This window comes from Secundilactobacillus kimchicus JCM 15530 (genome assembly GCF_001433995.1).
Taxonomy (GTDB): domain Bacteria; phylum Bacillota; class Bacilli; order Lactobacillales; family Lactobacillaceae; genus Secundilactobacillus; species Secundilactobacillus kimchicus.
This window is the reverse complement of record NZ_AZCX01000001.1, coordinates 100286-119238: the sequence shown is the minus strand read 5'-3', so window position 1 is coordinate 119238 and position 18953 is coordinate 100286. Positions and strand designations below refer to the sequence as shown.

18 protein-coding genes are annotated in these 18953 nt (G+C 46.0%); 4 read left to right on the top strand and 14 right to left on the bottom strand.

Annotated features, from left to right (window positions below; translation table 11 throughout):
• Positions 1–50: 50 nt before the first annotated feature.
• The 5 genes from ytpR to FC96_RS00625 form a co-directional block, all read right to left on the bottom strand.
• A complete protein-coding gene (ytpR, locus tag FC96_RS00645; RefSeq protein WP_056941631.1) occupies positions 51–686 on the bottom strand; it encodes a YtpR family tRNA-binding protein in 636 nt (211 codons plus the stop codon).
• 54 nt (positions 687–740) lie between these two features.
• Positions 741–1058, bottom strand: a complete 318-nt coding sequence (locus FC96_RS00640; protein ID WP_056941630.1) for a thioredoxin family protein — start codon at positions 1056–1058, stop codon at positions 741–743.
• A 79-nt stretch (positions 1059–1137) separates the two neighbouring features.
• Positions 1138–1782 carry a tRNA (guanosine(46)-N7)-methyltransferase TrmB gene (gene trmB / locus FC96_RS00635; protein ID WP_056941629.1) on the bottom strand — a complete coding sequence of 215 codons (645 nt, stop codon included), beginning with the start codon at positions 1780–1782 and terminating at the stop codon, positions 1138–1140.
• A gap of 117 nt (positions 1783–1899) precedes the next feature.
• Positions 1900–3111, bottom strand: a complete 1212-nt coding sequence (locus FC96_RS00630; RefSeq protein ID WP_056941628.1) for an ABC transporter permease — start codon at positions 3109–3111, stop codon at positions 1900–1902.
• Positions 3108–3842, bottom strand: a complete 735-nt coding sequence (locus FC96_RS00625; protein ID WP_056941627.1) for an ABC transporter ATP-binding protein — start codon at positions 3840–3842, stop codon at positions 3108–3110. The genes FC96_RS00630 and FC96_RS00625 overlap by 4 nt, the downstream gene beginning before the upstream one ends.
• Before the next feature lie 145 nt (positions 3843–3987).
• Here FC96_RS00625 and FC96_RS00620 point away from each other — a divergent pair, with 145 nt between their 5' ends.
• The 3 genes from FC96_RS00620 to FC96_RS00610 all read left to right on the top strand — a co-directional run bounded on the left by FC96_RS00620 (position 3988) and on the right by FC96_RS00610 (position 5801).
• Positions 3988–4428 (top strand): HIT family protein, encoded by a 441-nt coding sequence (locus FC96_RS00620; protein ID WP_054660432.1) that lies wholly within the window; start codon positions 3988–3990, stop codon positions 4426–4428.
• A gap of 19 nt (positions 4429–4447) precedes the next feature.
• Positions 4448–4786 (top strand): hypothetical protein, encoded by a 339-nt coding sequence (locus FC96_RS00615; protein ID WP_054660430.1) that lies wholly within the window; start codon positions 4448–4450, stop codon positions 4784–4786.
• A gap of 121 nt (positions 4787–4907) precedes the next feature.
• Complete coding sequence (locus FC96_RS00610; RefSeq protein WP_056941626.1) at positions 4908–5801, top strand: peptidylprolyl isomerase PrsA; 894 nt, start codon at positions 4908–4910, stop codon at positions 5799–5801.
• A gap of 105 nt (positions 5802–5906) precedes the next feature.
• Here FC96_RS00610 and FC96_RS00605 read toward each other — a convergent pair whose 3' ends face one another.
• From FC96_RS00605 to menB, 9 genes are all read right to left on the bottom strand, one after another.
• Entirely contained in the window at positions 5907–6920 is a 1014-nt protein-coding gene (locus tag FC96_RS00605) for a 3'-5' exoribonuclease YhaM family protein (RefSeq protein WP_056941625.1), read from the bottom strand.
• Positions 6921–6949: 29 nt separating this feature from the next.
• The gene (locus FC96_RS00600; RefSeq protein WP_056941624.1) at positions 6950–9580 is read right to left on the bottom strand and encodes an ATP-binding protein; all 2631 of its coding nucleotides are present in this window, start codon (positions 9578–9580) and stop codon (positions 6950–6952) included.
• Positions 9570–10796 (bottom strand): metallophosphoesterase family protein, encoded by a 1227-nt coding sequence (locus FC96_RS00595; RefSeq protein ID WP_056941623.1) that lies wholly within the window; start codon positions 10794–10796, stop codon positions 9570–9572. Before FC96_RS00595 ends, FC96_RS00600 begins: the two co-directional genes overlap by 11 nt.
• Positions 10797–10860: 64 nt before the next feature.
• Positions 10861–11202 (bottom strand): YlbF family regulator, encoded by a 342-nt coding sequence (locus FC96_RS00590; RefSeq protein ID WP_054660412.1) that lies wholly within the window; start codon positions 11200–11202, stop codon positions 10861–10863.
• Positions 11203–11263: 61 nt separating this feature from the next.
• Positions 11264–13396 carry a transglycosylase domain-containing protein gene (locus FC96_RS00585; RefSeq protein WP_082593113.1) on the bottom strand — a complete coding sequence of 711 codons (2133 nt, stop codon included), beginning with the start codon at positions 13394–13396 and terminating at the stop codon, positions 11264–11266.
• 188 nt (positions 13397–13584) lie between these two features.
• Positions 13585–14052, bottom strand: coding sequence for an arginine repressor (gene argR / locus FC96_RS00580; protein ID WP_056941622.1), 468 nt, complete (start codon positions 14050–14052; stop codon positions 13585–13587).
• A gap of 149 nt (positions 14053–14201) precedes the next feature.
• Positions 14202–15893 carry an arginine--tRNA ligase gene (argS, locus tag FC96_RS00575; protein ID WP_056941621.1) on the bottom strand — a complete coding sequence of 564 codons (1692 nt, stop codon included), beginning with the start codon at positions 15891–15893 and terminating at the stop codon, positions 14202–14204.
• A 343-nt stretch (positions 15894–16236) separates the two neighbouring features.
• Positions 16237–17670: an o-succinylbenzoate--CoA ligase gene (locus FC96_RS00570; RefSeq protein WP_056941620.1), complete on the bottom strand. Its 1434-nt coding sequence runs from the start codon at positions 17668–17670 to the stop codon at positions 16237–16239.
• Positions 17671–17685: 15 nt separating this feature from the next.
• Positions 17686–18507 (bottom strand): 1,4-dihydroxy-2-naphthoyl-CoA synthase, encoded by an 822-nt coding sequence (menB, locus tag FC96_RS00565; RefSeq protein ID WP_056941619.1) that lies wholly within the window; start codon positions 18505–18507, stop codon positions 17686–17688.
• A gap of 36 nt (positions 18508–18543) precedes the next feature.
• Between menB and FC96_RS00560 the strand changes: the two genes are divergently transcribed.
• Positions 18544–18909: a PaaI family thioesterase gene (locus FC96_RS00560; protein WP_054660408.1), complete on the top strand. Its 366-nt coding sequence runs from the start codon at positions 18544–18546 to the stop codon at positions 18907–18909.
• Positions 18910–18953 lie beyond the last annotated feature (44 nt).

The following is an 18953-nucleotide window of genomic DNA, read 5'->3' as shown; positions in this document are numbered from 1 at the left end:
TACCCAAAAATAAAAAGGCCCTAAAGCCTTTTTTGTAATTCTTACCAAATTTAACTAAAAAGCGTTTTGGCCCGTTCAAAATCAAAGGGTTGACCCACTTCGTAATCATCAGGCAAAATCAACGCCCCAGGCCGGTTAGGCGCGTTTGGAATCCGTAATTCTCGTCCTGATGAAATCATACCATTACTCTCCACACCGCGCAATTTACCGGGCCAAATAATCAGCCCGTCCGGCATCATGGCCCCAACTTCGGCGACAACGACTTTAATACCAGCCTGCATGTTGGGCGACCCGCTGACGATTTGTAGCTCTTTGCCCTCCTCGACAACAGTCGTTGTCACAGTAAGATGATCGGAATCTGGGTGCGGCGTCATCTTTTTGACATACCCCACCACAAACTTGGATCGCGTATCCGGCATTAAATCAGGCGTAAATCCAGCTGCCGACAGAACGTCATTAAGTTGCCCAACCTGATCGGTCGTCAAAACAATTTGACCGGCCACCGACAAGTCACCCAACGTTTTTGAGACTTGATCAAAGTTGTAGCCTAATGTTTCACCGGTCGCAACATCGAAAATTCGAGTCACGCTACCCCGTGTCTCTGAAGCCTGCTGCTCAACATCTGGCGCACAGATGACAATTAAAACATCACCCAGCGCTTTTTTATTGTAACTAGAAATTAACATGCGGAATCCCTTTCAAAACAAATTTGACGAGCCTGTAACTTTGCCTTATCCATTCTAAAGGGCATCGATAAAGTCTTCAACTTGTTTTTTTGTTTTCCGGTCCTTGTTAACGAACCGACCGATTTCTTTCCCTTGATCAAACGCAATAAAACTCGGAATGCCAAGGACAAACAGGTCAACTGCCAAGTCCGTATTTTCGTCACGATCAACGGCTAGAAATTGATAGTCTGGGTATTCGGCTTCAATTTCAGGCATGGCCGGCTTAATAAATGCGCAATCTGGGCACCAAGTGGCCGAGAAAAACAGCATGTACTTACCATCCTTAATTCTGTCCTTTAATTCATCGATCGTCATTTTAGGTAATGCTTCCACTTCGACCACTCCTTACTTACTTTTTAATAGTACACATTATACAACCTTCAGGTCAAAAACAACAGCTTAAAGATTGCCCTTAGCTCTGCGGAAAGTGCGCAATAAGTTCATAAATTGGTCCCTTTTGGCTAAATTTTTCTTCGTATTCCGTCTGGACATTTCCGACGTTACCGTCGCTGTGGTGTAAGTCTAACCAGACTTCATCAAAAATAAGTCCCGTGTTGTTAAAGCTGGCTAGCGAATATTCAAATAATCCACGGTTGTCCGTTTTAAATTGAATTTTGCCCGCCGGCTTTAAAACGTTCGCATAGTGGCCCAAAAATCCTGGTGCTGTTAGGCGACGCTTGGCATGCCGCGTTTTTGGCCAAGGATCTGAAAAGTTCAAGAAAAGTTGATCAACTTCACCCGGCGCAAATAAAGTATCAACATTAGCGCCATCCGTTTCAACAAGCTGGACGTTATTCAAACCACTCTCAACTAGTTTCCGTAACGCGACGGCAATAACGGATTCCTGAATTTCGATCCCCAGAAAATTGATTTCAGGGTGTTGCCGGGCCATTTCAACAATGAATTGGCCCTTCCCGATTCCAATTTCAATTTGAAGCGGTTGGACGGTCGCAAACCGCTCCTGCCAGTGGCCAAGGTGCTCAGCCGGATTGGTCGTAATTAAGTCACTGTGGGTCTTGATGTAGCCTTCTGCCCAAGGCTTTTTTCGGACTCTCATTAATTTATTCCTCCTTAAAGACGTAAAACGGCGGTCTTCTTGACTCAGTCAAAAAGCCTGCCGTTTTCGCTTCTCTCATCAATGAAACATTTTATGAAACTATTGAATGCGAGTCAACTAACGATTTTTGCGCAATCGAAGTGGCAAGTAATAACCTGAAATCCCGATAACCTCGATGGCTTCAACGATTGCCGTAATAGCAATCACCGACCAGTTAAAATTAACGACGGCCACAACAATCAGCATTAACCCACTTGTCACCGTTAATAAAGTGGCCAAAATTTTCTTAAAACTGGCTGCTTTTTGGCGATCATCAATGGGGTAAAGATGGGTAAAGACAATGTCGTCAAACTGCCAGTAAAACGGGATAAGTTGAAACCCAATCAAATAGATAAACAAAGCCGCTAATGCTATTGGAAGCCAGGTGCCATGAACGAAATACAATAGCACCATCCCAATCAAGGTTAACCGAAAATACAACCCGCTGAATTCACCGCTCCGAATCAAACCGCGGCTATACAAATACAAATAAGCGTTTGAGTGGGTCTTTTTAATCCGGGTCAACAAAAAGTCCAAGTATCGCCGCCGCTTAACTTCACCCTTTAACATTGGCACCGTCGTAAACAGATTAAAGAACCGGTAAATCCGCATCATTCGATTATTTTCAGTTTTAATTGCAGCCCACCAATTCAGTGGTTGAGTTCGGGTATGACGACCTTGAACGCGTAGTAATCCTGCCTGCAACACTGCCAGGACTAGCGCCAACCATTCTGTGCCGTAAAGCCCACTAATAAGAATAATGGTCGGAATCACTAACCGCCATACAAAGCGATTTGTTTGCCAACCCGGAAAGCCCCGGAACTTTGCTAATCGATCAATTTCAAGCCAGCTATCTTTAAGTAATAATTGGGTAACCGTTAGGACTAAAATCGCGACCCCTGATAGACCGACAGTCACTTGAATAAATGGCAGGAGAACAAACACCCCAAGAACTTGGACAACGGCACTCAAGCCCAAACTATACCGCTTGGCGTAACGCAAATAGTCCGTCATGCCACCTTCCTTAGCCATTAAGAAAACAACGTCCGCATCCTTGAGAAAAGTGGCCAGGCTCCCCAGTTGTAAGATGGCAATCAAAACAACGATGACAGTTGGCGCTCCCCACCAAGGCAATCTAGGAAGCGTCTTTAGAGCGTTTGAATACGCGAGTCCTAATCCGCCGAGCATAATTAACAAAGCAAATACAAAGTGGTCATTAAAGACCAATCGGAGATACTTAAACATCTCCTTAAGATGTCGTTTGAGTCGGGTGTTAAATAAACCTGTCATTGTTGCGCCGCCTTCGTCATCGACATGTAAATATCATCTAGGGATTCGCCAGCGTCAGGTAAGGCTGCCCGCAATTCGGGTAAGCTTCCCTCCGTTTTAACCTGACCATCGTGAAGAAGTACAAACCGATCACAGTATTTTTCTGCTGTATCCAAAACGTGCGTCGACATCAAAACGCTTGCGCCGCGGTGCTTTTGCTCCTCAATTAAGTCTAGTAAGTCGTGCACCGCAATTGGGTCGAGACCTAAGAATGGCTCATCAATGATAAACAATGGGGCATCCGTGATAAAGGCACAGACAATCATGACTTTTTGCTTCATCCCTTTAGAAAAATTATCTGGGAACCAATCAAGTTTATTATCCAAACGAAACATTTTCAACAATCGGTGGGCTTTTTCCCAAGCCTGATTAGGTTCAAGATCGTAAGCCATCATCGTCATTTCTAAGTGTTCCTGAAGTGTTAACTCCTGATATAAAATCGGAGTTTCAGGAATGTAGGCAATTTGTTTTTTATAGGCATCATGATCCTTGGCAAGGGTGACCCCATTGATCTCGATTTGCCCCTTAAACGGCGTTAAGAGCCCAATAATGTGGTTAATCGTCGTTGACTTTCCGGCCCCATTAAGACCAATAAGCCCCACTAATTCACCGTTTTTAATATCAAAAGTCACTTCTTTTAATACTGGAATTTGTGAGTAACCACCGACGACTTTTGTGACTTTGAGCGTCATCAATATCCCTTCGTTTCTACTAGTTTGTCTTTTCAATACAGTATACCCTATTTTACAGACCGGCAGTCGGAATGCAATGAAACTCACGCCGTTTCCGTGTATAATTTAAGATAACTTTAGAAACAACTTTAAGGAGGAACCGCTTATGACTCACGACTATGATGATGACTGTATCTTTTGTAAAATTATCAAGGGCGAAATTCCCAGTTATACCGTTTACGAAGACGACGACGTTAAGGCCTTTTTGGATATCTCCCAAGGCACGCCAGGTCACACTTTGGTCATTCCCAAAACCCACGTCCCTGATATTTTCGCTTACGATGCAGATTTGGCAGCCACTGTTTTTGCCAAAATTCCGATGATTGCCCGTGCCGTTCGTGATGCAAATCCCGCAATTAATGGGATGAACATTGTCAATAATAACGGCGAAGTTGCCTACCAATCGGTCTTTCATTCCCATTTCCACCTTGTGCCTCGTTACACTGATCAAGACGACTTCAAAATGCTGTTCAAAGATAATTCTGCCAACTATGATGACGCTAAATACGCCGCCATTCAGGCCCAGATTCAAGCGCAATTCAACTAACTCACTTAGGAGTGATTTCATGAAGCGATTACTGATTTCAAGTCTGATGGCAGCTGGGGCTTTATTGGCAGCCCACCTCGTTGAAAAACGTCAGACGCCTTGGGCGTTTGCTCAGGAAAAAGCCGCCGAGATCAAGCTCAAGAAAGTCCAGTATGACCGCTTTAATCAAGCGAGCCAAGCCGTTAAACAAAACGCAGAACGGCTTCAAACGACACTTAAAGACGCGGCGCCGACAATAACTGCAATCAATCAAGACGTTGAGAAATTCCAATTCAAACTTCAGCACCGATTGGCCCAAATTGAGTCGATAGCACAGCACATGGAGACGACCTTGAATAAAAGTGAACAAAAAGAATAACAAATTTCATTTTTTATTAAGTTCATTCAACCTCTGAATTTTGTGATTCAGTTATGGTATAGTTATTGGGAACGCCTCGTTATGGGGTAGATAATCTTATAGAAATGGATGTGTTATCAGGATGAAAAAGTGGCTCGTAGCGCTTGCCGGTATTTTACTTAGTTTCACGCTGGCAGCCTGTGGTAGCAAAACGGTTGCAACAACCTCAGGAGGAAAAATTACTGAAAGTGCCTTTTATGACAGTTTGAAGAATACCTCTAGTGGTAAGCAAGTCTTGCAACAAATGATTCTTAACAAAGTTTTGGACAAGCAATTTGGTGATAAAGTGTCTGATTCTGACGTTAACAAGGAATTCAGTTCTTACAAGAAACAATATGGGTCATCATTTAACTCTGTCCTTCAGCAGAGTGGGATGACTGCTTCGCAACTTAAGGAGCAAATCAAGAGCAACTTGCTTTTGAAGCAAGCTGTTAAGAAGTACACGACCATCACACAAAAGGATCTTGACAAGCAATTCAAGAGCTTTGAACCTAAGGTAACAGTTTCTCACATTCTTGTTGCTAAGAAGTCAACGGCACAAGATGTTATCAAGCAATTGAAAGCTGGCAAGAGCTTTGCCTCACTTGCTAAGAAGTACTCAACTGATACGGCTACTAAGAACAAGGGTGGTAAGTTGGACGCCTTTGATAACACCGATACCACGTTGGACGATGATTTCAAGAGTGCCGCATTTAAGCTTAAGACTGGCGAATACACCAAGGACCCAGTGAAGACGCAATACGGTTACCACATCATCAAAATGGATAACAATCCTGGTAAAGGAACGGTTAAGCAACACAAGACCGACCTTGAAGACCAGATTGTTGACAGCCGCATGAACGATGCTGATACGTTGAAGAGCGTCGTTTCAAAAGTGCTCAAAAAAGGGAACGTTTCAATCAAGGATAGCCAACTCCAAAACGTTTTGGCTGACTACTTGACGACAAGCAGTTCAAAGAGCTCAAGCTCAAAGTAATCCAAACAATCATAAAAAAGCCGAGTAACTTGAAAAAATCAAGTTACTCGGCTTTTTTGATGGTTCTGGACCAGCGAACTTACACTAGTCGGTATCCAAGTTGCACTACAAATTTAACGTCGTTTGGTTTGCCCCGTCCTCAGGGTGCTGGTCATCATCCTCATCGTCCGTTTCAAATGTTGGCCGATAAAATGAGCGACCATCCATTGCAAAAAGCCGTTCTCCAAACGCCCCTGGCGTGGTTTTATCCAATGCATCCGTCATCATCATAATGGAAGCGTCCATTTCATCGAGTTGGTGTAACACTTCAGCCTCTAAAACTCTGGGCCGCACCGGTGATCCATATTCAAGCAACCCATGGTGAGCTAAAATCATATGCCGCAAAAGGACCACGTCTTCGTCACCCAGATCAAACTTTAGGTCATTAGCGGCGGTCACGATTTCGCCATCAACAATGCTAATGTGCCCCAGCAAGTTACCTTCAACCGTATACTGCGTCGACACTGGTCCAGACAACTCGGTCACCTTGCCCAAATCATGCAAAATAGCGCCAGCGTACAACAAAGGCGCATTAAGTGTGGGATACTGCGCCACGACACTATGCGCTAATCTTAGAATGGATACAGTATGATACGCTAGTCCGCCCTCAAACGCATGGTGGTTGCGTTTAGCAGCCGGGTAAGAGAAAAACGCCGTTCGGTGCTTTGCCAGCAATTGGCGAACGATCCGGTTCCAAACTTGGTTGGTAATTTCAAAAATGACCTGACTGATTTCCTCTTCCATCGCTGCCGCTTTCATGGGCGCATGCATCGTAAAGTCACCGGGGTCATGCGGTTCTTCGGCATTTGCTAAACGCAACCCCGTAATCTTAACTTGGGGGTTGCCCTGATACAACTCACGTTTCCCAGCCAAGCGAACTACCCGTCCTGCCTGAAAGCGCTCCGCATCTTCGTCACTTGCATCCCAAAACTTACCAGTAATTTCGCCAGAAGAATCTTCAAACGTCAAATTTAAGTATTTTTTGCCGTTTTTGGCGACTCGAATATCAACGTTTTTTAATAACGCCATCAAGTCCATTTCTTCACCGTTTTCATACTTATTAAGCAACTTTTCTGCCATAGCCTTCCCCTCCGATTCTTACTGTCAACTCATTGTACTTCTCGCGTTAATGTCAAACAATGATCATCCGCCACTAATTGTGTATTCGTCCGATCGGCCGTAAAGTACAGTATTTGAGTGGTATCTTCAAGGTCGTGTAATAACTTAAAGGCGTTTTGAATGCGGTCACGGTCGAAGTTAACAAAGCTATCGTCAATGATGACCGGCATTTGAATCTCGGCTGCCATGACCTGAGTAAATGCAAATCGTAAGGCGACGTACAATTGTTCAGCCGTCCCCCGAGATAATTCACCAACGTCAAACTCTAAACTGTCACTTCTCGTCACTTCAATGGTGTCATCCGTGAAGGCCAGCTTTGTGTACCGCCCGTCAGTCAAGATTCCAAAAAAGGTCGTGGCACTGGCCAAAATCTGCGGCTGACGGCCCTTGGAGGCATTAACGAGTGTCTGATCAATCCATTGAATGAGCATCTCATTAGCCAACCACTCATCCGCCATCGCTTCAATCTCAGTCTCTAATACGGCCTGATCCTGCAGTAACTGTTGATAATCACCGCTCTTTTTAATCTGAGCCATTTCGTAATCTGCAGCCGTTTTTTCTTGTACCAGCGCTTGCTGGTGAGTATGGGCCGAGTCATAAGCCGCTTGGGCCGCTTTTCGGGCAGCCACGATAGCCAGCTTGTCCGAAAATTGTTCCAACGCAGCTAAGTCATCCGCTGACAGTTGATCCGCAATTGCCTGCACCTGATTGCGCTGCTGCTGAATTTTTTGACCGGTGGCATATGCTTTTTCAAAACTGGTTTCATCCGGCAGGTTTCTCGCCGCCAAAAAGTCCTTTATCTTGCGCCCATTATCCGCTAATTGCTGCGTTAATCCTGCTACCTGCTGATCCGCTTTTTGAATAGCATCCGTAGCTAACCGCAACCGCTGTGACTCATCGTGGCGGGCGGTCACAAACTGCTTCACCTGATTGATTCGGTCAGACAAATCTGTTGATAACCCAAGCTGATCAACCGCAAAGTCCCACTGTTGAGCGCCCTGGGTCAGTTTTTGCGCCAACGCATTCGATTTTTCAGTGGCCAGCTTGACGGCCGTCGCCAGCTGCGCCTTTTGTCGAAGCTCTGGTTGGCTGGCCAACCATTCCGTTGGCGGTAATTCCCCTAACTGATACGTCTGCTGCAACGTGGCCACCTGATCATTAAAGGTGGCTAACGAAGCGGAAAGTTCACTTGCTTGGTGCGTCAAATCAGCTTGCCGCTCTCTTAAGTAGTCCTCATTTGTCCCAGACGACCGTTGGCTCGTCAGCATGGGGCGGAAAATCCCGTAAGCTGCTGCAATCACCCCAATTAGCCCACCAATCGTCTTCAACGCACCATCAAGTGCAAATAATGCAATCACAACAATCACAATACCAGCAGCTAACCACTTCAACGAAACACCTTGGGCGTTACTTGGCTCATCGGCTGTCGAGAGTTCCGAGTCAATGGCCGCTAACTGGCGTGCATTTTCCTCTAATTGTAGGCGCACAGTTTGCGTCTCTGTGAGCAGATTTTTGACTTGGTCAGCATCGTCGCGGTTAAACGCCTCAGCTTGGCCGTACCGGTCCGTTAATTCTGCCAATCTAGCCTGATCGGTTTGAAGCTGGCGATCAATCGCCTGCTTAGCCGCCAAATCCTGACTGAGATCGTCTAATCGCTGGGTAAGGTCATCGATGGTTTGCTGGTGATCGAGATAAAACCGTTGCAAACTAGAGGGCTCATTGTGCGCCCTAAGACCGGCCAAATCCGTCTTGGATTGTGCTAGCTGGTCGGTTAATTGTTGCTGAGTCGTCGTTAATGTTGTATATGTTTGCCAATCAGCCGGTGGTAACACAACCGCCGACTTATCGGCACTATTTTGATAGTCGCGATAGGCTTGATAACCATCGTAAACCTGTTCTAACCTGGTATCCGTCGCGACGGCCGCCAGCTTAGTTGCCGCTTCCTCATTTACTTTCGTCAGCGCCGCTTCAAGCTGTTGACTTTTTGCCGTCAATTCTTGATAACGAGGATAGTCTTGCTTGGCAGCGATGATTTTCTTCTCCAAATCATCGTGTTCGGCTAACGCTTTTGCAAGGGGCTGCACTCGCCCGCGAGGTTTGAAAATATCGTCAGCATCCTTATGGAGTTTTTTGTTCAGCTTAATCCAGTTGTCGCTACCCACAGCTCCGATGCGCTGAATTCGGTTCGTCAGTTCAAAGCGATCCAAACTGAAAACCTCACCCAGATCAGTTTCATCGAAGCAAAAAATTTCACGGAACAAATCCCGATTGACGGGTCTTAATAGGGCCGTTAGATCTGCTTTTGTCAGATCCAAATCCTGCGTCACATTTTTAAACGTCACGTCGCCGCCACCCTTGCCACTCACCCGCTTTAACCAAAACATGTCACCGGCATGAGTAAAAGTCATTTCGCCACCATACGTGGCACCATCCTTTGGCTTATACATCTGGTAGCGATGTTTGGCCGTTAAAAAACCAAATAACAAGCTGGTGATAAATTCAACTAACGTGGACTTACCGGCTTCGTTAGGCCCATAAATGAGCTGAAAGTGCTGGTCCAAATCGAGACTGACATCGTGAAACTTGCCAAATCCATAAATCGTTAAGCGTTTAATCTTCACGCTCGGCGGCCTCCTGTCTTGATTCTTGAACTAATAAACTTTCAGCGCGATTGGTAATCTGCTCTTGAACCTCTGAGGCCGCAAAATGGGCGGCTAAAAACGGGGTCTGCATCAGTTTTCCAGCGGTTAATTGAAGATTACTTGCGGTGAAAACATTTTGGCTCGCGGCTTGCCAAAATCGTTCGTCTAGTTCACTATACTCGATTTTGGGAGCCGTTGGTTTCGGAGTTACTTCGTAAATCCAGGCATTACCTGTCGCCACTTGCCGTTGTTGTTCATGGTCAAGCTGCCCCTGCCACGTTCCATCAAGTAAGCGCTGTAGCAAGTCCGGCGACAACACTTCAACATTGTCAATGATCAGCGAACTTAACTGGAACCGGTCACTTTGCTGCTGACTCATTTGGCTCATTATCCGGTCAATTAAACTGGCATCGTCATCGGTTGACTCAGCCGAAACTGTCAATGTGACCCAGTCAATTGGGCTAACTGGTATAAATGTGGGTTGCAAGCGCCCGGTTTCGTCGCTCACCATGTCAAAGCCGTGAGGCCCCGCCTCATTTTTATGCCGTCCCTGAATGGTCCCAGCGTAAACAATCGGTGGCGTTTCAGCCAGCAGCTGAGGCTTATGGATGTGGCCAAGCGCCCAATAATCATAATGCTTAGCAACGAGTTCACTCAGTTCAAATGGCGCGTAGTGATCGCTGTCTTTTCCTTGCTTAACGCTACCATGAAGCATGCCAATGTGGTAATCCTCATTTTGCCGCTCAGGAAATTTTGGCACCTGATCGTCTTCTAGCCAGCGTTGATCATAACTAAAGCCGCTAATAGCAACTCGTTTTTGATCACGTGTGATCAGGGTCTGCGTTGTCACCGCTGGGCCAAATTGCACAACGTCCGCCGGAATCCCAATGCTAGCGCTTTCCGCAGGATGGTAATCATGATTACCATAACTTAAATACACTGCAATCTGATGATCAAGTAACCGCTGTAACTGATCTTTTAACGATAGTTGGGCGGCAACGCTTTGAGTATCCTGATCATATAAATCCCCGGCCAGTAAGACAAAGTCGACTTGGTTTTCAATCGCAATGTCCACGAGCTTCGTTAAGGCTAAAAACGGTGACCGATACACCCGTTGCCAGACCTCATCTGGCAGCTGTTTAAGGCCCTCAAACGGGCTATCTAAGTGTAAATCTGCCGAATGAATAAATTTCACGAGGTTCTCCTTCTCAAAAAAACGTCGAAGCAACTCACTTCGACGTTTTTCAATCATTTAGAAATTAAAGTTGATATAACGATTGAATGGGTTTCGTAATTTCGCCGTTAATCTTATTTAACAACTCGTTAACCGCTTTTTCGTTATCCATCAATTGACGTACCAAATCCGATTGACTCACTTTTTGAGCCAGATCCTGAGCTTGCTGCATGTCATCTTCAGAAGGTTGTTGTCCCTTCACCTGAGCTTCTTGAAGCTTAATTTGAAGACCTTGGAAGTCCTTAAACGTCTGGAAAACGGCGGCATCGGCTTGCATGTTAGCGTAAGCCGTTTTCAGCGCCACAAATTCGTCGGATTGTTCTAAATCTTCGCGCAATTGCGCTGCGGTGTTCATAATATCGGCCATGAATGGACCTCCTTTAAATATCCTAAATATTGTAACATTTTTAGCGGGGCGAACCAATAGCTTAATGACCAAAAATCCCGGAAGTCGCGTTGTCCCACCAACGTTTAACAGTATTTGCGGCACTACTTGCGCCCCGTTCAATTTGGTTACCAATATCCGCGGCCCCGTTTTGAATGTCGTCCCAGACACTTGAACTAGAATTGGCAGCCTTTGCTAGACTTGTCGCGTCCTTCGTCTCAAATGGCGTCTGCTTGGTGTACGGTAAAATTTGTTCCATCTGAGTCTTAAACAACGGCCCAACTCCCGTCCCACTCAAATTTTCCAAGTGGTGGTTTTGATTGGTGCTGTCAAATCCTTCCCAAGTCGCCACGACAACATCGGGGGTATAGCCCACGATCCACTTATCGCGGGTGGAATCACCGTCGCTCGTTGCGTCCGCTTCAGTGCTCCCTGTTTTACCCGCAATGGTGTAGCCTGCCGGTTTGGCCGTTGCGCCAGTCCCGTAATTAAAGACATCCATCATCATACTGGTCATCTGTTTGGCTACCTTCGGTGACATCACCTTGGTGGTCGTCACATCCGGGTTCGCTACGATGACCTTACCGGTTGCATCGACAATTTTACGGATGTAATGTGGCTGGGTCCGAACACCGTTATTCGCGAAGGCCGTGTAAGCCCCGGCCAATTGCTGCGGCGATACACCATTGTTCATTCCCCCAAGCGCCAAAGCCAGATTATCATCTTTTTTGGTCACCGGAAGACCGAATTTCTTGACTGAGTCAAATCCCTTGTTAATGCCAATTTTATTTAGCAACCAAACTGCAGGCGCATTAACACTTTGAGCCAACGCCTGATACATCGGAATTTTCCCCTGATACACATTGTTGTAGTTTTTCGGCGTGTAGTGGTTGGAACCATACGACGTCTTTTTATCCTGCAACATTGAATCATAGAAGTAGCCGTTCTCAAGGGCGGGTGTGTAGACGGCTAACGGCTTGATTGTTGAACCCGGTTGCCGCGTAATTTGAGTTGCCCGGTTATAACCGCGAAAAACATGTTGTCCCCGACCACCAACAACACCCATAACGCCACCATTATTGGGGTTCACAGCGACAGAAGCCGCCTGAACCTTGGTGCCATCCGCCGCATCGCTTGGAAAGAGATACGGATTCTTGAAGTTGGCCTGCATCTGAGACTGATCATTTTGATCTAGATACGTATAGATTTTATAGCCGTGATTTAAAATTTCGGACTCTGTTAACCCATACTTTGAGATGGCCTCGTTAATCACCGCGTCAAAATAATACGGGTATTTGTAGGAATCCTTGGTTTGGTACGTGTCGTTAACAACAATTGGGGTTTGCTGATACGCCTTCAACTGATTCTTTGAAATGACGCCCGTTTCGGCCATTAATCCTAACACCACGTTACGCCGGGCCTTAGCCCGAATCGGGTGGTCAATGGGATTAAACCCGCTTGGATTAGTCAACATACCCGCAATCACGGCTGATTCAGGCACTGTCAACTGTGAAGCTGACTTACCAAAATACTTCTGGGAAGCATCTTGAACCCCCCAGACGCCATTCCCAAAATACGCATTATTCAAGTACATCGATAAAATATCGTTTTTGGTATAAACGTTTTCTACCTCGATTGATAGGAATAATTCCTTCAACTTCCGGGTCAATGTTTGCTCCTGAGATAAAAAGGCGTTTTTAACCAGTTGTTGCGTTAAGGTACTTCCCCCGCCGCTAATATAGTTGCGATGAAGTAACTTGTTTTTGATGAATAATAAGCCGGCCCGAGCGATTCCTTTCAACGAAAAGCCGTATTCGTGGTAAAAATTACGATCTTCGGTTGAAATAACCGCTTTACTAATATTTGGCGAGATCCGTGATAGGGGCACATACGTCCCCTTTTGAGCGTAAAGCGACCCCGCCTTTTGGTTACTAGCATCATAAATGTACGTTGTTTTCTCTAATTGAGCTTTTAAGTCCCTGACATTGGCCGTTTTGGCTTGAAACGTTAAGACAGCACTTAAAACGAAAACAACGGCTAAAAACGTCACAATGAGCCAACGCGTTAATTGATAACGATGCCAAAAACGTTTAAACCAGTGGTTACTATTTTCAGCTCGCGTAGCGAAAAACGCGCGAATGCGACTAAAAAAACCGTTACCGTGATTGTTTCTCATAGACTCCCTCATCTACTTTTAAAAGATTTGCAGCTTTCATTTTATCATAGTCCTTTAGCTGCCACGAATTCGCACCCAACTTTTAATAAGGCTTAAACATCAGTTCGATGATCAGATAATAAAAAGTCGCCCATTCACAGGATGCTAATGCATCCCACAAATAGGCGGTTTTAAACCAAGTACAGCGGTTAATGGACAATATCTGGATTCATATTTTGCGCGATTTCTTCGTTTAACTGCTGCGCCACTTTTTCATTTGGACTCACAACAATAATCGTATCATGGCCGGCCAAAGTCCCCACAACTTCGGGCATGTTTAAATCATCTAAAATGGCCGCTAAAAGGTTGCCATTGCTTGGCAGCGTCTTAATCACATTCATAAATTGAACGCGGGTTAGCCCAATGACAACTTCATTAATCGTTTCATGCAAGTGTTCCTCTTCAGATTTGTTTCCCGGCTTAAAAATAGTATAACGTAAATTGCCGTTCCCATCCTGAGCTTTAACGACTTGCATCTCCCGAATATCTCGCGAAATGGTCGCCTGCGTCGCCTTGATCCCAATTTCCTCCAAATGACGCATCAGGTCTTCCTGAGTCCCAATCGGATATTGGTTAATTAATTGTTCAATTCGCGATTGACGTAAACTTTTTTTCATCCCAATGCAGCCTCCCCTTATGAAAGTAACATCAGAATTATTATAACAAAGTAAGATGAATATGACCACTTTTAATTGAATATTTATTTAAAGACAAAAAACGGTCCGCCATACCAGCGAAAAGACTGGTGACGGACCGCTTAATCATATTACATTTCATCTGGTGCTTGAACACCAAGCAACCGAAGAGATTCCTTTAAAATCGTTGAAACGCTCTTAACCAATGCCAACCGAGCTGGCTTTTCAGCATCGTCAGCTAAAATCTTAGAGTGCGCGTAATACTTGTTAAAGGCCTTTGCTAACCGAATTGAATACTTCGCGATGTCAGACGGTTCAAAGTCCGCCAAGGCTTCTTCAACAATGGCTGGGAAGTCCGCCAACGTTTTGACCGTTTCCCAAGCCTCTGGATCATTGATTGTCGCATTTTCGCCAGCAGGCGTCACATCGGCTGCTTTCCGCAAAATGCTTTCGGCCCGAGCCCGGGCATACTGAACGTAAGGACCCGTTTCCCCTTCAAACTTCAGCTGATCGGCCAAGTTAAAGTCGATACTGTTCATTCGTTCATTCTTCAAGTCACCGAAGATGATAGCCCCAACACCCACTTGTTTGGCTACTTCATCTTTATTTGGCAAATCGGGGTTCTTCTCAGCAATTTGCTTTTTCGCCATTGCAATCGAGTCATCTAACACTTCGTCCAGTAAAATGATGCGCCCAGAACGCGTTGAAAGCTTTTTACCATCAACCGTGATCAGACCAAACGGAATATGGTGTAGGTCCTTCGCGGAGGCTAAGCCCATCTCGGTCAGAACGGCCTTTAATTGTTGGAAGTAATACATCTGCTCGGAACCAACTACATACAGGTTCATGGCTGGATGGTACGTCTTGTCCCGGTAAACGGCAGTGGCGATGTCTCTAGTAATGTAAAGCGATGCCCCATCACTCTTTAAAATCAGTGCCGGGTTCAAGTCGTACTTACTCAGATCCACGACCTGGGCACCCTGGGATTCTTTTAGGAGGCCCTTTTCCTTTAGTTCATCGATAACTGCTTGCATCTTATCATTGTAAAACGCTTCGCCATTATACGTGTCAAAGGTGACGCCCAACTTATCATAGATTTGGTTGAACGCCTTTAATGATTCATCGCGGAACCATGACCAGAGGCGGTGAGCTTCTGCGTCGCCGTCTTCGAGCTTTTTAAACCATTCGCGCGCTTCGTCATCTAATTCAGGGTGTTCCTTATCTTCTTGGTGGAACTTCACGTAGTACTTGACCAAATTAGTGATTGGGTCTTTTTTAACGTCGTCCTCGTTCCCCCATTTGAGATAAGCCACGATCAACTTCCCAAACTGAGTGCCCCAGTCACCCAAATGATTATCTTTAATCGGGTTGTACCCGTTTTTCTTCAGAATTTCAGCAATTGAGTTTCCAATCACGGTTGACCGCAAATGCCCCATCGAAATTGGCTTGGCAATGTTCGGTGACGACATGTCGATCGGAACGTTGCCGCCCTTCCCGTTTTCATTTTGACCAAAGTCCGCGCCCTGGGCCGAAACTTGGGCCAAAATATCAGCACTAAACGCTGCTTTGTCCAAGAAGAAGTTGATATAAGGACCCGCCACTTGAACCTTCTCAAACTTGCTCTGATCGAGTTGTTCAACTAAATCGGTCGCAATCTGTTGCGGCGCTTTTCTAAACGTCTTGGCCAAGGTAAATGTTGGAAAGGCATAATCGCCCATTGACGAATCTTTGGGCCGTTCAATCTTTTTGTAAATATCGTCAGCTGACAGTGTGTCGGCCATAGTAGGTGCTAAGGCATCTGCTACAAGTTGTTTGTAATCCATAATCACAAAACTCCCATCTTTGTCCATTTTTATCTAAAGCCACAATAGCACATTCGGCGGTCAAATAGCGATCGACGCGCATAAAAAAAGTCCCCAACAAGTCTAGCTTGTCAGAGACGAGACACCCCGCGGTACCACTCTAATTGATTGTTTAATCCACTCATATGGCTATTTAACTGGTCGTTCTAAAAAGCGCGCTGTTTTCAAGTCAGTTCTCCGGCTTTCACCGCCCCGGAGTCGCTATGAACTGTCCTTGAAAATTCCTCTTTTATCATCGAACCAAACCGCACTGCGGTCTACTCAAAACAGTCTAACGTAAACCCAGCTTGCGTGCAAGTAAATATTAGGGGTTTATCGCTAATTGTGCTCGCAACTTAGCGCGCTGAACCTTACCACTGGCATTTTTAGGAAGTTCAGTCACCTTGATAAACCGTTTGGGTACTTTATAGTGCGCCAATTTGCGGCGACCGTACATCGTTAAGGCTTCTGCTGTGACTGATGAGTCCGCTACAATAAAGGCAACCGGTACCATCCCCCAGTCTGGACTTTTTTCGCCGACAACACTGATTTCTTGAAGCCCTGCGAAAGCTTGGTAGGCAGCTTCAACTTCATCAGGAAAAATATTTTCACCACCCGAAATAATCATGTCATCAACCCGGCCATCAACATATAAAAAGCCCGCCGCGTCAAAATGACCAATGTCGCCAGTTTGATACCATCCATCCGGGGTCATGACGCGGGCGGTGGTGGTGGTTCGTTGGCCAATCGTAGCCGGTGACAGTGCCGGGGTTTTTAACAAAATTTCACCCTGATCATCAGTCAAGCGAATCTGCGTTAAAAACAACGGTTTCCCTACCGAACCAATGTGCGCGGGTGCGTCCTGGTTACTCAAGGCGACAACCTGCGACGCGGTCTCTGTCATCCCATAGGATTGGACAACCGCAATGCCAGCTTTCTGGGACTGGTTGAGCGTCGCCAGATCAATTGGTCCACCGCCCAGAAGCATCACCCGAAACTTCGAATTATAGGGCTCTCCAGTCGTCACCTGTTGCGCCAGTAATTTCTTAAGCATAAATGGCACAACTGACAGCGTCGTTATCGGCTCATTGACCAAGATAGTATGAACCATTTTCGCCTCAAACCGGGGCACCAAGCGAACGGTCATTCCGTAAATTAAACCCCGCATCAGGATTGAAAAGCCACTGATATGGAAAATTGGAACAGCACATAACCACTCATCCGTTGGCGTCATACCAAGGTTTAGCATAGAAGAAACGGCCGAACTAAAATGATTATTAAAGGTCTGAACGACACCTTTGGGCCGACCCGTCGTCCCCGACGTAAACATAATACTAGCGGTTCCATTCGGGTCAAATTCTGATTGAAGGGCTAACGACTGTGCCGGCAGATTCAGGAGATCTGAGAACGAGACTGCCTGGTTAGCGAGATCGTCACGCCAAAGCGCATCTTCAACGATTACCCCCCCACTTTGGCTGTTTTGAATCTGTCGAAGAAGTTCCGTTGATTGCAACCGTTTATTGAGCCACACAATTGGCCGACCAGAAGCCAAAAGCGCCATTGCAATGCGGTAGGCCTCAAACGAATTGTTAGCCAGTAGCGCCACCGCCTTTTGGGGCGCAAAACCTGCTTGAGTCAGTTGGCCGTTAATCTGTTGGGTGTCAGTTAACAGTTGACTGAAGGTTAGCCGCTGTGAGCCATCCGTCACGGCCAGGTGGTCGGGCGCAATCAGTGCCTGTTTTTCTACCCAGTTTTGCATGTTACGACCCCCGTTTTACGGAAATTTTGGAAATTGATCAAAGTCTGGATCGCGTTTTTCATTAAACGCATCGCGACCTTCCTTGCCTTCATCAGTCGTGTAAAATAGCATGGTGGCATCGCCCCCAAATTGTTGCAAGCCGGCTAATCCATCAGTGTCAGCATTCATTGCAGCCTTGATAAACCGCAAGGCCGTTGGTGACTTAGTTAGGATTTCTTGGCACCAGTCAAGCGTTTCCGATTCAACGTCAGCAAGCGGAACCACCTTATTGATCCAGTTCATCTGATAGGCTTCCTCGGCACTGTAAAAGTGGTTTAAGAACCACACTTCCTTAGCCCGCTTATGGCCAATTACCCGAGCCAAATAACCCGAACCATAGCCGGCATCAAAGCTTCCGACCTTTGGACCTGTCTGGCCAAATTTAGCGTTATCGGCTGCAATAGTCAAATCACAAACTAATTGTAAAATATTACCACCACCAACAGACCATCCCTTGACCATGGCAATAACGGGCTTAGGAATGATTCGAATAAGGCGCTGGAGGTCCAAAACGTTTAACCGGGCAATATGGTCCGAGCCAACGTAGCCACCATTGCCGCGAACCGACTGATCACCACCAGATGAAAAGGCTTTATCACCCGCCCCAGTTAAAATAATGACCCCAATTGTGGTATCATCACGACAGCGTGTAAACGCCTCAATCATCTCCTGAACCATTCCAGGCGTAAAAGCGTTTAGTTTTTCCGGTTGATTCATCGTAATTTTGGCGATTTTACCGGCCCGTTCAAAAAAAATTTCGTTGTAGTTTTTAACCGTTTCCCACGTTACTGCTGTCATAAAATTATGCATCCTTTCGAAATCGAGGTTTTGACCATGTCCAACTTACTTGAGACTCTTGGAATCACATCTCAAACTGTTACAAAAAGCAACGTTATTATATCACTTCCCGTGACCGATTCGATTAAACAACCGTACGGAATTGTGCACGGTGGCATTAACGCGATTCTAGCCGAAACAGCTGCTTCTCTCGGCGCAAATGCCAATCTAGATGAGGCTCACGCTGCTGTCGGTGTTGATATTGCCATCCACCATTTAGCCGCAGTTGCTGAAGGCACCATTGTTGCGACTGCAACCCCAGTCAAAATTGGCCGGCGACTTCAAGTATGGGAAGTGACAACCGCTGTCGCTGACTCGGTAACCAGTTTTAGCACCGTCACGCTTATGGCCCAGCCAAAATAACGCATTATTCACGGCCTTATTGCGTCCGCCGAAAAGCCGAGTGA

Bases quoted from the DNA above. Each gene is read 5' to 3' on its own strand.
- FC96_RS00560 (WP_054660408.1), top strand. From the start codon at position 18,544: ATGTCCAACTTACTTGAGACTCTTGGAATCACATCTCAAACTGTTACA.
- FC96_RS00605 (WP_056941625.1), bottom strand. From the start codon at position 6,920: ATGGCAGAAAAGTTGCTTAATAAGTATGAAAACGGTGAAGAAATGGAC.
- menB (WP_056941619.1), bottom strand. From the start codon at position 18,507: ATGACAGCAGTAACGTGGGAAACGGTTAAAAACTACAACGAAATTTTT.
- FC96_RS00630 (WP_056941628.1), bottom strand. From the start codon at position 3,111: ATGACAGGTTTATTTAACACCCGACTCAAACGACATCTTAAGGAGATG.
- FC96_RS00590 (WP_054660412.1), bottom strand. From the start codon at position 11,202: ATGGCCGATATTATGAACACCGCAGCGCAATTGCGCGAAGATTTAGAA.
- FC96_RS00620 (WP_054660432.1), top strand. From the start codon at position 3,988: ATGACTCACGACTATGATGATGACTGTATCTTTTGTAAAATTATCAAG.
- FC96_RS00570 (WP_056941620.1), bottom strand. From the start codon at position 17,670: ATGCAAAACTGGGTAGAAAAACAGGCACTGATTGCGCCCGACCACCTG.
- ytpR (WP_056941631.1), bottom strand. From the start codon at position 686: ATGTTAATTTCTAGTTACAATAAAAAAGCGCTGGGTGATGTTTTAATT.
- FC96_RS00585 (WP_082593113.1), bottom strand. From the start codon at position 13,396: ATGAGAAACAATCACGGTAACGGTTTTTTTAGTCGCATTCGCGCGTTT.
- FC96_RS00625 (WP_056941627.1), bottom strand. From the start codon at position 3,842: ATGACGCTCAAAGTCACAAAAGTCGTCGGTGGTTACTCACAAATTCCA.
- FC96_RS00610 (WP_056941626.1), top strand. From the start codon at position 4,908: ATGAAAAAGTGGCTCGTAGCGCTTGCCGGTATTTTACTTAGTTTCACG.
- FC96_RS00615 (WP_054660430.1), top strand. From the start codon at position 4,448: ATGAAGCGATTACTGATTTCAAGTCTGATGGCAGCTGGGGCTTTATTG.
- argS (WP_056941621.1), bottom strand. From the start codon at position 15,893: ATGGATTACAAACAACTTGTAGCAGATGCCTTAGCACCTACTATGGCC.
- argR (WP_056941622.1), bottom strand. From the start codon at position 14,052: ATGAAAAAAAGTTTACGTCAATCGCGAATTGAACAATTAATTAACCAA.
- trmB (WP_056941629.1), bottom strand. From the start codon at position 1,782: ATGAGAGTCCGAAAAAAGCCTTGGGCAGAAGGCTACATCAAGACCCAC.